Here is a 12,179-nt window from a genome sequence, read left to right as displayed (position 1 = left end):
CGTAGGGAGCGCATTCATGCGCTCCTTTTTAATCAAATCCCTTTCAACACCGCAAACTCTTCCGCCGCACGCGTCACATTCACTTTTGTAACTTCATAATGCGCCACTGCCACAAACGGATCTTCCGCCAGAATGGTATCCAGCCGCGCACGATCAATATCCTTCACCAGCAACACGCCGCCGGTGCGCGGATCTTTACGTCCTGCCGCAATAAATACGCCGCTGTCAAAATAGCGATTAAGCCACGCAACATGTGGGTCGAGTAACGCTTCCACTTCTTCTACCGGACGAAAATAGTTCAGATATACCACGTACATAGTGAATCCTCAGGTTGTCGGATTAGCGAGCTCGGTTAGCAGCGGCAGCAGAATCTTCACGCTGTCACGCGTGCGTTGCGTGATGCGGCCTGGCAGCCAGTGATCGAGATAGTTGAGGTTATCGTGCTCGGTTTGATGGCGCACATTGCCTGTCGGGAAGTGGCTGGAGCGCGTGCGCTGTTGCTGCCCATCTTTGTTGCCCAGCGCCCAGTTGGCGGCGGTGACATCCAGCAATGGCATGCCGGCTTTATCGAACGGGTTCACGCCGGGATAATCGCGTGCAGTCATCGCGTGGCTGGCCGCTGAGATGCCGTAGCGGTGCGCCAGCTGCACGGCGCGCGCGCTGGTCTGCTTGCGTACCGCCGATGGCGTATTGATGCCGCTATTAAAGTAGAGAAGATCGCCAACGATCAGGCTATTCAGATCGATCACCAGCAGCGTGTTTTTTTTCTCCTGCACGCTCATGCGCGCCAGATAATCATCCATGCCGTGCAAACCGGCTTCACCGGCGCTCAGCGCCACAAAGCGCACGCCGTAATGCAGCGGCGTCTTACTCAGTGCCTGCGCCAGCTCCAGCATCACGCCCAGCCCGGAGGCATTGTCATCCACGCCCTGCAAACGCAGGCCGCCGAGATTGTTATCCGCTTCATGGCGGCTGAGAGGTGTCCAGGTATCCAGATGCGTAACGATCAGGATCTCCTGCGGCACTTCACCGGCACGCGCGGCAATCACCGAGGTGGCCGTGACTTTGTGCGTGCGGCTCTCGCCCTTTTTCTCCAGCCAGTTATAGCTGGTTTTGAACTGGCGGGTATTACTCTGATATCCCAACTGGCTGAACTGCTGTTGCAGATAATCGGCAGTCAGCAACTCGGCCGGGCTTCCGCTCATGCGGCCGGGAAAATAGGTGGCGATATGGCGTAATTGCTGTTCGGCAAAATGCCCCGGCGCGGTGGAAGTGCTCGCAGCCTGAGCGAAGAAAGGCAAACCGCCCGCAAGCAGTGCTGCCAGCACGCAGCGGCGGAAAGTGGCAAACATAGTGATAGTCCTTTTCTGACATCCAGTGATGCTAAAAAAATTCCGAGCTAGTATGAAACTGTGATGACGCTTGCACAATTTGATTTGCTCCGAAACACCAGCAATATCATTTGTTAAGCACAAAATGTTATCAGCAATCCTGGGTCGTTATTCCATTCGGTAACTACTCATTCCAATTCGTAATTTCATCTGTCCGAAGGGCGGGACGTATAGTCGCGTTAACTTATTGTAAAACTAGCAAGGTTAACGTGGATTATCTGCCTCTCTTTGCCGATCTCAAAAGCCGTCCGGTGCTGGTTGTCGGCGGTGGCGAAATCGCTGCGCGCAAAATAGAACTGCTGCGGCGTGCCGGCGCGCGCGTGCTGGTCGCCGCACGCGAACTCGGTCATGAGTTGCAGGCGCTGCTGGAAATTGAGGCGATTGAATGGATCGCCCACAGCTTCGATCCGGCGCAGCTGGATGGCGTGTTCCTTGTGATTGCCGCTACCGATGACAACGCGCTGAACGCGCAGGTGTTCGATGCCGCCAACGCGCGCCACAAGCTGGTGAACGTGGTGGACGATCAGCCGAAATGCAGCTTTATCTTCCCGTCGATTGTTGACCGTTCACCGCTGGTGGTGGCGATCTCTTCCAGCGGCACCGCGCCGGTGTTAGCGCGCTTGCTGCGTGAAAAAATTGAAGCCTTGCTGCCGGCCAATCTCGGACAGATGGCGGAAGTGGCTGGGCAGTGGCGCGACAAGGTGAAGCAGCGCTATCACCGCATGTCTGAACGCCGCCGTTTCTGGGAACGCGCCTTTAATGGTCTGTTCGCCAGCCAAATGGCGGCGGGCAACGTCAATGAAGCGCGACGCACGCTGGATCACGAACTGGAGAACGACAGCGACAATCAGGGTGAAATCACGCTGGTGGGCGCCGGTCCGGGCGACAGCGGTTTGCTGACGCTGCGTGGCTTGCAGGTGATGCAACTGGCCGATGTGGTGCTGTATGACCATCTGGTCAGCGACGAAGTGCTGGAACTGGTGCGCCGCGATGCCGACCGCATCTGCGTCGGTAAACGTGCCGGTGCACATTCGGTGCCGCAGGAAGAGACCAATCAGATGCTGGTGACGCTGGCGCAACAGGGAAAACGCGTGGTGCGCTTGAAAGGCGGCGATCCGTTTATCTTTGGTCGTGGTGGCGAAGAGCTGCAGGCGGCGCAGGCGGCGGGCATTCCGTTCCAGGTGGTGCCGGGCATCACCGCGGCGGCAGGCGCAACCGCCTATGCCGGTATCCCGCTAACCCATCGCGACCACGCGCAGAGCGTGCTGTTTATTACTGGTCACTGCCGCGCTGATGGCGACGGCATTGATTGGCCGTCGCTGGCGCGCGCACGTCAAACCTTAGCGATTTATATGGGCACGGTGAAAGCAGCAGAAATCGCTGCCGGGCTTATCGAACATGGCCGCGCCGCCTCCACGCCGGTGGCGGTGATTGGGCGCGGTACGCGTCAGGATCAGCAGGTGCTGACCGGAACCTTAGATCAACTGGAAGCGCTGGCAGCCGCCGCGCCCACGCCAGCACTGTTAGTGATTGGCGAAGTAGTGAATTTGCACGGGCAATTGGCCTGGTTCCAACATTCGGCACAGCAGGGGGCTCGCGAGTCCGCCGTTGTCAATTTGGCTTGAGGAAAAATTATGGACCAAAATCGACTTACTCATCTGCGCCAGCTGGAGGCAGAGAGTATCCATATCATCCGCGAGGTGGCGGCCGAGTTCAGCAATCCGGTGATGATGTACTCCATCGGTAAAGACTCCTCGGTCATGCTGCATCTGGCGCGCAAAGCCTTCTATCCGGGCACGCTGCCGTTTCCGCTGCTGCATGTTGATACCGGCTGGAAATTCCGTGAAATGTACGAGTTCCGCGATCGCACCGTGAAAGCGATGGGCGCGGAGCTGCTGGTGCATCGCAACCCGGAAGGCGTGGCGATGGGCATCAACCCGTTCGTCCACGGCAGCGCCAAGCACACCGACATCATGAAAACCGAAGGCCTGAAGCAGGCGCTGAACAAATACGGCTTTGATGCGGCCTTTGGCGGCGCGCGTCGTGATGAAGAGAAGTCGCGCGCGAAAGAGCGTATCTACTCCTTCCGCGATCGCTTCCACCGCTGGGACCCAAAAAATCAGCGTCCTGAGCTGTGGCACAACTACAACGGCCAGATTAACAAAGGCGAAAGCATTCGCGTGTTCCCGCTCTCCAACTGGACCGAGCTGGATATCTGGCAGTACATCTTCCTCGAGAATATCGAGATCGTGCCGCTGTATCTCGCGGCGCCGCGTCCGGTGCTGGAGCGTGATGGCATGCTGATGATGATCGATGACGACCGTATCGATCTGCAGCCAGGCGAAGTGATCAAACAGCGTATGGTGCGTTTCCGTACCCTCGGCTGCTGGCCGCTGACCGGCGCGGTGGAATCAGAGGCGCAGACGCTGCCGGAAATTATTGAAGAGATGCTGGTCTCCACCACCAGTGAACGCCAGGGCCGCGTGATTGACCGCGACCAGGCCGGTTCGATGGAAATGAAGAAACGTCAGGGTTATTTCTAAGGAGACGCAGATGAATACCGTTATTGCACAACAGATTGCCGATCAGGGCGGCGTAGAAGCCTGGCTGACCGCGCAACAACATAAAAGCCTGCTGCGTTTCCTCACCTGCGGTAGCGTCGACGACGGCAAAAGTACCTTGATTGGTCGCTTGCTGCACGACACGCGTCAAATTTATGAAGATCAGCTCTCCTCGCTGCACAACGACAGCAAACGTCACGGCACCCAGGGCGAGAAACTGGATCTGGCGTTACTGGTTGATGGCTTGCAGGCCGAGCGCGAGCAGGGCATCACTATCGATGTGGCGTATCGCTACTTCTCCACCGAGAAGCGCAAATTTATTATTGCCGATACGCCGGGACACGAGCAGTACACCCGCAACATGGCGACCGGCGCATCGACCTGCGATTTGGCGATCCTGCTGATCGATGCGCGTAAAGGCGTGCTGGATCAGACGCGTCGTCACAGCTTTATCTCCACGCTGCTGGGCATCAAGCATCTGGTGGTCGCCATCAATAAGATGGATCTGGTGGAGTACAAGCAAGAGACCTTCGAGCAGATCAAACAGGATTACCTCGATTTCGCTGCGCAGCTGCCGGAAGACCTCGATATTCGCTTTGTGCCGATGTCGGCGCTGGAAGGCGATAACGTGGCAACGCCAAGCGTCACCATGCCGTGGTACAGCGGCCCAACGCTGCTCGACGTGTTGGAAACGGTTGAACTGAACCGCGTGGTGGATCATCAGCCGATGCGTTTCCCGGTGCAGTATGTCAACCGTCCTAACCTCGATTTCCGTGGTTATGCCGGTACGCTGGCTTCGGGCGTGGTGAAAGTCGGCCAGCGCGTGAAAGTACTGCCTTCAGGCGTGGAATCCACCGTTTCGCGCATCGTCACCTTTGATGGCGACCTGCCTGAAGCGGGCGCCGGTGAAGCGATTACGCTGGTGCTGAAAGATGAGATCGACATCAGCCGTGGCGATCTGCTGGTGGATGCGGAAGCTGAACTGCAGGCGGTGCAATCCGCCAACGTTGACGTGGTATGGATGGCGGAACAGCCGCTGCAGCCGGGCCAAAGTTACGAAGTGAAGATCGCCGGTAAGAAAACCCGCGCACGCGTTGAGAAAGTGATCCATCAGGTGGAGATCAATTCGCTGGAGAAGCGCACGGTGGACAGCCTGCCGCTTAACGGTATCGGTTTGGTCGAGCTGACCTTTGACGAACCGATGGTGCTGGACGCTTATCGCCAGAATCCGGTGACCGGCGGCATGATCTTTATCGATCGCCTAAGCAACGTGACGGTTGGCGCGGGCATGATCAATCAGCCGCTAACCGATGTGCGTGCACAAGCGGGCCAGCTCAGCGATTTCGAGCTGGAACTGAACGCGCTGGTACGTCGTCACTTCCCACACTGGAACGCGCGCGATCTGCTGGGTGGCAAGTAATGGCGCAGCACGATGAAAACGTGGTGTGGCACGATCATCCGGTAACGCGCGAGGAGCGCGAACAGCAGCACGGCCATCAAGGCGTGGTGCTGTGGTTCACCGGGCTGTCCGGCTCGGGGAAATCTACCGTGGCCGGCGCGCTGGAGCAGGCGCTGCATCGGGCGGGGGTGAATACCTATCTGCTGGATGGCGACAACGTGCGTCACGGCTTGTGCCGTGACCTCGGCTTCAGCGATGACGATCGTAAAGAGAACATTCGCCGCGTCGGCGAAGTGGCGAAACTGATGGTCGATGCCGGTTTAGTGGTGTTGACCGCCTTTATCTCGCCGCATCGCGCTGAACGTAATATGGTGCGCGATCTGCTCGCGGAAGGGCAGTTTATCGAAGTGTTTGTCGATACGCCGTTGGCGGTGTGCGAAGCGCGCGATCCCAAAGGTTTGTACAAAAAAGCCCGTGCCGGTGAGCTGCGTAATTTCACCGGCATCGATAGCGTTTACGAGGCGCCAGACGCCCCGGAAATCCACCTTGATGGCGAACAATTGGTTACAAAACTCGCCGGCCAATTATTAGACCTGCTGCGTCACCGCGATATCATCAGATCCTGAACCGACAGCGGCAAATCCCTCTGGGTTTGCCGCGCTTAGCGTCAACAGGACCTCTATGCAGAACGTAACGCCCATGCTAGCCCGCAAAGATGAACGCACCCCGGATGAGCCTCGCTCGTCACTGCCGGGCGGCGTGTTTGGCTTTCTCTCGTACTGGTGCGCGCTGGCGATTCCGTTCATGCTCTACGGCTCCAACACGCTGTTCTTCTTCCTCTACACCTGGCCATTCTTCCTCGCGCTGCTGCCGGTTTCGGTGCTGATTGGCATCGTGCTCAGCCTGATGATCCGCACTCACTTATTCTGGAGCGGTATCGCCACAGCGATGGTGGTGATATGCCTGTTCTGGCTGCTGTTCTCATTTCTCTCTGGTTGGTAACGCCCAGCTGATGTGCAAACGCATCGGCAGGTTACAAAACTTTACCTGCCGTCTCGCCTTCTACTCTGGCATTATTTGTCCAGCTAAACGCCCGTGCGCGGCATTTTCGCCGCCGCTGTGGAGTCCAGCGTCAAGTTATGGGATGATTGGGCCGTTTTTCAGGGGGCGGGGATGGGAAAACTGACGTTACTGCTACTCGTGCTGCTGGGATGGCTTCAATATTCCCTGTGGCTGGGTAAGAACGGTATTCATGACTATACGCGCGTCAACGAAGACGTCGCGTCACAACAGGCGAATAACGCCAAGCTTAAAGCGCGTAACGATCAGCTATTCGCCGAAATTGACGATCTCAATGGCGGCTCTGAAGCGATCGAAGAACGCGCACGTAATGAACTGGGCATGATTAAGCCCGGTGAGACTTTCTATCGTCTGGTGCCAGACCAGAACAAACGTAACGCGCAACAAGCTGCGCAAAATCAACAACGATAAGCCATGAACAAGCGCCCGATCCTTGCGGATGTGATTGCCGTGGTGCCCGCCGCAGGTGTGGGCAGCCGTATGCAGGCTGCCTGCCCAAAACAGTATCTGACCATTGGTCAATTCACCCTTCTTGAACACAGCGTCGCACGTCTGCTGGCACATCCTGCGGTAAAACAGGTGATTGTGCCGGTCAGCAATGACGATGGCTGGTTCGACTCACTGCCGCTGGCGCAGGATTCCCGCATTCTCAGAGTGACCGGTGGCGACACGCGCGCCGAATCGGTGCTGGCGGGCTTAAATGCCATTCAACACAGCGAATGGGTGCTGGTGCATGACGCCGCGCGTCCTTGCCTGCATCCGGACGATTTAGCGCGCCTGTTAGCGGTACGCGAATACAGCAAGGTTGGCGGGATTCTAGCCGCGCCGGTGCGCGACACCATGAAGCGCGCCGAACCCGGCAAAACCGCCATTGCTCACACCGTTGAACGCGAGGATTTATGGCACGCGTTAACGCCGCAATTTTTCCCGCATCAACTGCTCACTGCTTGCCTGACGCGCGCACTCCATGAAGGCGCTACCATTACCGATGAAGCGTCTGCGCTGGAGTATTGCGGTTATCACCCGCTGTTGGTGAGCGGACGTAGCGACAATATTAAGGTGACGCGGCCAGAAGATCTGGCGCTGGCGGCCTTCTATCTTACCCAGATTCAGTTACAGGAGAGCGCATGATGCGTATCGGTCACGGTTTTGACGTTCACGCTTTTGGCGGCGAAGGTCCGTTAGTGATTGGCGGGGTGCGTATTCCCTTCGAACACGGTTTTATTGCCCATTCTGATGGTGACGTGGCGCTGCATGCGTTGACCGATGCTTTACTCGGCGCGGTAGCGATGGGCGATATCGGCAAGTTATTCCCGGATACCGATCCGGCGTTTAAAGGCGCTGACAGCCGCGGTTTACTGCGTGAAGCCTGGCGTCGAATCCAGCTGAAAGGCTATCGCATCGGTAACGTCGATGTGACCATCATTGCGCAGGCACCGAAAATGTTGCCGCATGTGCCGCAGATGCGCGTCAATATCGCCGAAGATCTCGGATGCCATATGGACGACGTAAACGTCAAAGCCACTACCACCGAAAAGCTCGGCTTCACCGGTCGTGGCGAAGGTATTGCCTGTGAAGCGGTAGCGTTGCTGATAAAGGCCGATCAGGCATGAGTAAGCTGCATTACCTGCACGGCGTGCCCGCAGCCACCGGCGTTATCAAAGCCAATCCCGAAGATTTTGTGGTGATTGAAGATCTCGGCTATCCCTACGATGGCGAAGGCGAGCAGTTGCTGGTGCGCATCCGTAAAATTGGCTGCAATACGCGCTTTGTCGCCGAAGCCATTGCCAAATTTCTTGGCGTGCCGGTGCGCGATCTCAGCTATGCCGGCATGAAAGATCGTCATGCAGTGACCGAACAAACGCTCTGTTTCCGCGTGCCCGGCAATGGCATGCCGAATCTGGCGGGATTCCAGCTGGAAGGGGTTGAGATCCTGCAGGTAATTCGCCACAAGCGTAAACTGCGTACCGGCGCGCTGGCGGGCAATGCGTTCCGCTTAGTGGTGCGTCAGATTTCCAATCGCCGTGAAGTCGACGCACGTTTGCAACTGATTCAACAGCGCGGCGTGCCGAACTACTTTGGTGAGCAGCGCTTTGGTCGCGGCGGCAACAACCTGACGCAGGCGAAACAGTGGGCGAAAGAGACATTTCGTCCGCGCGATCGCAATATGAAAGGTTTGCTGTTGTCAGCGACCCGCAGCCATCTGTTTAATCAGGTGACCAGCGCGCGTTTGCAGCGTGATGGCACTCTGGATGTGGTGCAGGTAGGCGATGCGATGCAGCTGGCCGGTCGCGGAAGCTGGTTTGTGGCGCAGGCGGAAGAGTTGCCTGACGTGCAGCAGCGCGTTGATAATCATCAACTGCGTATTACTGCGCCGCTGCCGGGTCGCGGCGATCCGGGTCCGCAAGGTGACGCGCTGTTTTTTGAGCAGCAGAGCCTGGCAGGCGCAGAAGAATTGATTACACTGCTTGAGCGCGAGCGCGTTGATGCCGCACGCCGTGCAATGCTGGTGGTGCCAAAGGATCTGCGCTGGGAATGGTGGGATGATGTGACGCTGGAGATGCAGTTCTGGCTGCCCGCCGGCAGTTTTGCCACCAGCGTGGTGCGTGAGCTTCTCCAACAAGAAGGTAACGATGCGGATATTGCTGAGTAATCAGCACTTTGGTTGCGTTGTGTTGCAGTATGTCGCAACCACCAATCTAAACTCCCGCCATTGCTGAGTTGTTTGTCGCGCAGTGTCGCAGGGTGATTCTTGACAGCGCACTATAAACCGGACAACCTGCCGGATAACACGATCCATTTTCTATGTTATCCGGTATGCCACTCACAGACACGAAAGTTAAAACAGCACGCCCGCAGGAAAAACCGTACACGCTTCAGGATGGTCAAGGCCTTTACCTTGAGGTTCGCGCATCCGGTGCAAAGTTCTGGCGCTATCGCTACTGGCTGACGTCGACCAAAGACGGAAGATACACCATTGGTGAATACCCGTCCGTCTCTTTGTCCGATGCTCGCCGTGAGCGTGAGTGGGCGAGAGAGCAGGTAAAGCGCGGACTTAACCCTACGGACGTGCGCAAAAAGGAAAAGCAACAGAACCTGGCTGAGGCGTCTAATACGTTTGAACTGGTCGCCAAAGAGTGGATTGAGCGTAAGCGCCCAAACTGGACTGCCGGCACATGCGAGCAGGTAGAGCAGTTCCTCAAGATAAATTGTTATCCGGTTTTTGGTAATAAGCCGATCCGTGAAGTCACGGCGCACGAAATTCTGGCTGTGCTGAGGGGCATGGAAAAGCGCGGATCGGCATCTTCTGCTTTAAAGGTGAGGCAATGGTGCTCAGCGATATTCTGCTATGCCGTTGCAACGCTCAGGGCTGAAGTAGACCCCGCCGCCGCACTTAAGGGCGCAATCATTCCTCCCAAAACCCACAATTCCCGATGCCTTACCGGTGACGAGCTGCGCCAGTATTTCAAAGCGCTCATCGATTTCCCCGGATATCCGCAGACGCGGCTTGCGCTGATGATTTTGCCGTTCACCTTTGTCCGGCAGGGTGAGTTGCGGCGCGGCCTTTGGTCAGAAGTAAACTTCAATGACGACCTGTGGGTGATTCCGGCAGAACGGATGAAGATGAAGCGATCGCACTCGGTGCCACTCACTTCCACGTCGAAAAAACTATTTGAGCAATTGAAAGCAGTTTGCGGAGAAAATCCGCTGATGGTTCCCGGCGTTTACAAGCCGAATGAGCCGCTGGGCGACAGCACCATCAATCGCGCCATTGAATACCTCGGCTTCCCGCCAAAGTTCATCACCAGCCACGATTTCAGGGCTACCGCCTCCACGACGCTGTATGAGATGGGATACCGGCGTGAAGTCATAGAAAAGCAGCTTGCGCACGCTGAAGGAAATCGCGTTGTCGCTGCATATAACCACGCCGAGTACTTGAAGGAGAGAAGGGAGATGATGCAGGTGTACGATGACTGGCTTTGCGGCTTCATGCCGCACGCTTGAGGCTTTGCTGATACTTCACGATGCTGGATTCCGGCCATTTGGTCCGGCGGCCGTCCTTCAGCGGAGGGTCCAGCTCTCCTGCCTTTACCTTGCGATAAACAGTGGCGCGATGCATATCCAGCGCCACGCACACAGCTTTAACACTGAGTAAGCGTTCCATAAAATTCTCCAATGTCGGTATATAGCAACAATCCCACCCAATCAGAGAAAATGTGACCATATAGCCACACTCACTCCTTAGGTGGTCTGCCGAGGATAAAAGCGATGATTACTGCAGCGAGAAGGCTGAAATCGATGATGACCTCAGCCGGGGTGATGTCTTCGCAGGTGGTGGTCACATGTTTGCACCAACATACGCGGCCAGGTGGGTAATCGCCTTTCTTGTCAGCCATTCAATGTCATTGCAATCGACATCAATGACCTTGCTTGCGGCGCCATTAGGCTCAGAAATCAGGATGACCTTCTCTCCATAAGTGATTTTCATATCCATCTGGTGAGCAAGCACCATGGCATCAGCAGTTTTGGTCAGCGGGTTCCAAGGCGTGTAAATGACCGGGTCAATCAGGGCGCTTCCTAAGGCATCAAATCCGAAAGTTCGATGCCCCGCAGCTATGGCCGCGTTCTCCAGAAGCTCTTCATCAGACATAACAACTCCTCACGCAGAGCGCGATAAAGGTTAATTGGGTGGGGGTTACTTCAGGGTGATGTGGGGGATTTTGCCAGCGGCGATAGCGCGATAAATATTGGCAACCTCAATAAGCCCTGCTGCATGACCAAGTGATTCTCTCATTGCTGAGATAGCCTCATCACGTTTGCGCTCTGCTTCGGTACGGATTGGGCGAAAACCTTCGGGGTTGCCAAGTACGAAACTTTGCGCGCCATTCAAAGGCTCTAGCCAAACTTCATCACCGTTATAGTGAATAACTCGAACTTGAGTCCATGGCGAGTCACTAAAGTTCTGAAACTCACATTCACAACCAACTGGCGGCAAACCATACCCATTCCATACTGGCTGTTTCAATGCTGCGATGGAATCTTCGTATTCCTCACGGCTGACCCTTTCTTTTTCACCTGAATATCCCTTCTCTCTGGCACATTCCTGGGCAAAGTTTGCTCCGTATTTTTCAGAGCAGTCATCATCCCAGTTTCCATAATGGTCATAAAAATCTATATTGGATTCATCAACGAATCGCTCACACTCTACGGCCCCTCTAGGCCATCCGCCATGCTTAGGTAATTCACGCACTAACAAATCAATCAGCTTCATGCCGCCCTCCGGTGCTTAGCTGCACGCTCAATGCGCTCATAATCATCTTTGCATTCAGGGCAGCAGAAGAAGCCCTTATCCACTTTCTCCTCGCAGTAGTGGCAGGCTCCGGTGAATGTCATGGTCGGCCTCTGCCGGTTAGCCAGCGCAATCTGCGTGTTGAGCATTTCGAGTTCTGAGGCTTGGTCGAGTTCGTCAGACATAGCGATTACTCCGTGATATTGGAAATCATTTTATCGATGTATTCGTCTACCTCAGCAGCATCACCTGATGCATCCTGAAGCACAGAAACCAGTTCTTGATCGCTCATGGATAGCGCAGAGAGAATTTCAACGATGCAGTTTCCGGCGATGTAAAGCTCGCTTTGGTCAGCGCAATCGGCAAAGCAACCCTTAACAGCAGAAACCAGATTGGTTCTCAGCTCGCCAGGGTAATCAGTGTTAATCATGCATCCTCCATGTACAGGCACAAAAAAA

At 55.9% G+C, this 12,179-nt stretch carries 17 protein-coding genes; 10 read left to right on the top strand and 7 right to left on the bottom strand.

Translation table 11 applies throughout. The features are described 5' to 3' along the window. Window positions 1-32: 32 nt before the first annotated feature. Both VIJ98_RS15700 and VIJ98_RS15695 read right to left on the bottom strand, forming a co-directional pair. Window positions 33-317, bottom strand: a complete 285-nt coding sequence (locus VIJ98_RS15700) for a YciI family protein (protein ID WP_008104557.1) — start codon at window positions 315-317, stop codon at window positions 33-35. Window positions 318-326: 9 nt separating this feature from the next. Then, window positions 327-1,352 (bottom strand): aminopeptidase, encoded by a 1,026-nt coding sequence (locus tag VIJ98_RS15695; RefSeq protein WP_323274910.1) that lies wholly within the window; start codon window positions 1,350-1,352, stop codon window positions 327-329. Between the two features lie 248 nt (window positions 1,353-1,600). On the opposite strand from VIJ98_RS15695, the gene cysG reads away from it, so the two are divergent. From cysG to VIJ98_RS15645, 10 genes are all read left to right on the top strand, one after another. After that, on the top strand, window positions 1,601-3,016 hold the full coding sequence (cysG, locus tag VIJ98_RS15690; RefSeq protein ID WP_323274908.1) for a siroheme synthase CysG: 1,416 nt from the start codon (window positions 1,601-1,603) through the stop codon (window positions 3,014-3,016). A 9-nt stretch (window positions 3,017-3,025) separates the two neighbouring features. Then, a complete protein-coding gene (gene cysD, locus VIJ98_RS15685; RefSeq protein ID WP_007893231.1) occupies window positions 3,026-3,934 on the top strand; it encodes a sulfate adenylyltransferase subunit CysD in 909 nt (302 codons plus the stop codon). Between the two features lie 10 nt (window positions 3,935-3,944). Then, window positions 3,945-5,372, top strand: coding sequence for a sulfate adenylyltransferase subunit CysN (gene cysN / locus VIJ98_RS15680; protein ID WP_323274906.1), 1,428 nt, complete (start codon window positions 3,945-3,947; stop codon window positions 5,370-5,372). Beyond that, window positions 5,372-5,977 carry an adenylyl-sulfate kinase gene (gene cysC / locus VIJ98_RS15675; RefSeq protein ID WP_008104549.1) on the top strand — a complete coding sequence of 202 codons (606 nt, stop codon included), beginning with the start codon at window positions 5,372-5,374 and terminating at the stop codon, window positions 5,975-5,977. Before cysN ends, cysC begins: the two co-directional genes overlap by 1 nt. A 55-nt stretch (window positions 5,978-6,032) precedes the next feature. Further along, a complete protein-coding gene (locus VIJ98_RS15670) occupies window positions 6,033-6,353 on the top strand; it encodes a DUF3561 family protein (protein WP_008104547.1) in 321 nt (106 codons plus the stop codon). 171 nt (window positions 6,354-6,524) lie between these two features. Then, window positions 6,525-6,842 carry a cell division protein FtsB gene (gene ftsB, locus VIJ98_RS15665; protein ID WP_007893240.1) on the top strand — a complete coding sequence of 106 codons (318 nt, stop codon included), beginning with the start codon at window positions 6,525-6,527 and terminating at the stop codon, window positions 6,840-6,842. A 3-nt stretch (window positions 6,843-6,845) separates the two neighbouring features. After that, window positions 6,846-7,562 carry a 2-C-methyl-D-erythritol 4-phosphate cytidylyltransferase gene (gene ispD, locus VIJ98_RS15660; protein ID WP_312663232.1) on the top strand — a complete coding sequence of 239 codons (717 nt, stop codon included), beginning with the start codon at window positions 6,846-6,848 and terminating at the stop codon, window positions 7,560-7,562. Next, on the top strand, window positions 7,562-8,044 hold the full coding sequence (gene ispF / locus VIJ98_RS15655) for a 2-C-methyl-D-erythritol 2,4-cyclodiphosphate synthase (protein ID WP_061719965.1): 483 nt from the start codon (window positions 7,562-7,564) through the stop codon (window positions 8,042-8,044). The genes ispD and ispF overlap by 1 nt, the downstream gene beginning before the upstream one ends. Beyond that, window positions 8,041-9,084, top strand: coding sequence for a tRNA pseudouridine(13) synthase TruD (truD, locus tag VIJ98_RS15650; protein WP_323274900.1), 1,044 nt, complete (start codon window positions 8,041-8,043; stop codon window positions 9,082-9,084). The genes ispF and truD overlap by 4 nt, the downstream gene beginning before the upstream one ends. 152 nt (window positions 9,085-9,236) lie before the next feature. Further along, window positions 9,237-10,436: a phage integrase central domain-containing protein gene (locus tag VIJ98_RS15645; protein WP_323274899.1), complete on the top strand. Its 1,200-nt coding sequence runs from the start codon at window positions 9,237-9,239 to the stop codon at window positions 10,434-10,436. Here the strand turns inward: VIJ98_RS15645 and VIJ98_RS15640 are convergent. The 5 genes from VIJ98_RS15640 to VIJ98_RS15620 form a co-directional block, all read right to left on the bottom strand. After that, window positions 10,420-10,596 (bottom strand): helix-turn-helix domain-containing protein, encoded by a 177-nt coding sequence (locus VIJ98_RS15640; RefSeq protein ID WP_323274897.1) that lies wholly within the window; start codon window positions 10,594-10,596, stop codon window positions 10,420-10,422. The two genes, VIJ98_RS15645 and VIJ98_RS15640, sit on opposite strands and share 17 nt — an antisense overlap. Before the next feature lie 174 nt (window positions 10,597-10,770). Further along, complete coding sequence (locus VIJ98_RS15635; RefSeq protein WP_323274895.1) at window positions 10,771-11,082, bottom strand: hypothetical protein; 312 nt, start codon at window positions 11,080-11,082, stop codon at window positions 10,771-10,773. A gap of 45 nt (window positions 11,083-11,127) precedes the next feature. Then, window positions 11,128-11,703, bottom strand: coding sequence for a hypothetical protein (locus VIJ98_RS15630; RefSeq protein ID WP_323274893.1), 576 nt, complete (start codon window positions 11,701-11,703; stop codon window positions 11,128-11,130). After that, window positions 11,700-11,906, bottom strand: coding sequence for a hypothetical protein (locus VIJ98_RS15625; protein ID WP_222182513.1), 207 nt, complete (start codon window positions 11,904-11,906; stop codon window positions 11,700-11,702). The genes VIJ98_RS15630 and VIJ98_RS15625 overlap by 4 nt, the downstream gene beginning before the upstream one ends. 5 nt (window positions 11,907-11,911) lie before the next feature. Beyond that, entirely contained in the window at window positions 11,912-12,151 is a 240-nt protein-coding gene (locus VIJ98_RS15620) for a hypothetical protein (RefSeq protein ID WP_323274891.1), read from the bottom strand. Between the last annotated feature and the right edge of the window lie 28 nt (window positions 12,152-12,179).

Source organism: Pantoea sp. S18 (genome assembly GCF_045689705.1).
Lineage (GTDB): Bacteria > Pseudomonadota > Gammaproteobacteria > Enterobacterales > Enterobacteriaceae > Pantoea > Pantoea symbiotica.
Note: the sequence above shows the minus strand (reverse complement) of the source record. Positions and strands in the feature narration are given on the sequence as shown.

What these genes read in the sequence shown, in the direction of transcription:
- VIJ98_RS15700 (WP_008104557.1), bottom strand. Translation starts at nt 317, where the DNA reads ATGTACGTGGTATATCTGAACTATTTTCGTCCGGTAGAAGAAGTGGAA.
- VIJ98_RS15695 (WP_323274910.1), bottom strand. Translation starts at nt 1,352, where the DNA reads ATGTTTGCCACTTTCCGCCGCTGCGTGCTGGCAGCACTGCTTGCGGGC.
- cysD (WP_007893231.1), top strand. Translation starts at nt 3,026, where the DNA reads ATGGACCAAAATCGACTTACTCATCTGCGCCAGCTGGAGGCAGAGAGT.
- cysN (WP_323274906.1), top strand. Translation starts at nt 3,945, where the DNA reads ATGAATACCGTTATTGCACAACAGATTGCCGATCAGGGCGGCGTAGAA.
- cysC (WP_008104549.1), top strand. Translation starts at nt 5,372, where the DNA reads ATGGCGCAGCACGATGAAAACGTGGTGTGGCACGATCATCCGGTAACG.
- VIJ98_RS15670 (WP_008104547.1), top strand. Translation starts at nt 6,033, where the DNA reads ATGCAGAACGTAACGCCCATGCTAGCCCGCAAAGATGAACGCACCCCG.
- ftsB (WP_007893240.1), top strand. Translation starts at nt 6,525, where the DNA reads ATGGGAAAACTGACGTTACTGCTACTCGTGCTGCTGGGATGGCTTCAA.
- ispD (WP_312663232.1), top strand. Translation starts at nt 6,846, where the DNA reads ATGAACAAGCGCCCGATCCTTGCGGATGTGATTGCCGTGGTGCCCGCC.
- ispF (WP_061719965.1), top strand. Translation starts at nt 7,562, where the DNA reads ATGCGTATCGGTCACGGTTTTGACGTTCACGCTTTTGGCGGCGAAGGT.
- truD (WP_323274900.1), top strand. Translation starts at nt 8,041, where the DNA reads ATGAGTAAGCTGCATTACCTGCACGGCGTGCCCGCAGCCACCGGCGTT.
- VIJ98_RS15645 (WP_323274899.1), top strand. Translation starts at nt 9,237, where the DNA reads ATGTTATCCGGTATGCCACTCACAGACACGAAAGTTAAAACAGCACGC.
- VIJ98_RS15640 (WP_323274897.1), bottom strand. Translation starts at nt 10,596, where the DNA reads ATGGAACGCTTACTCAGTGTTAAAGCTGTGTGCGTGGCGCTGGATATG.
- VIJ98_RS15635 (WP_323274895.1), bottom strand. Translation starts at nt 11,082, where the DNA reads ATGTCTGATGAAGAGCTTCTGGAGAACGCGGCCATAGCTGCGGGGCAT.
- VIJ98_RS15630 (WP_323274893.1), bottom strand. Translation starts at nt 11,703, where the DNA reads ATGAAGCTGATTGATTTGTTAGTGCGTGAATTACCTAAGCATGGCGGA.
- VIJ98_RS15625 (WP_222182513.1), bottom strand. Translation starts at nt 11,906, where the DNA reads ATGTCTGACGAACTCGACCAAGCCTCAGAACTCGAAATGCTCAACACG.
- VIJ98_RS15620 (WP_323274891.1), bottom strand. Translation starts at nt 12,151, where the DNA reads ATGATTAACACTGATTACCCTGGCGAGCTGAGAACCAATCTGGTTTCT.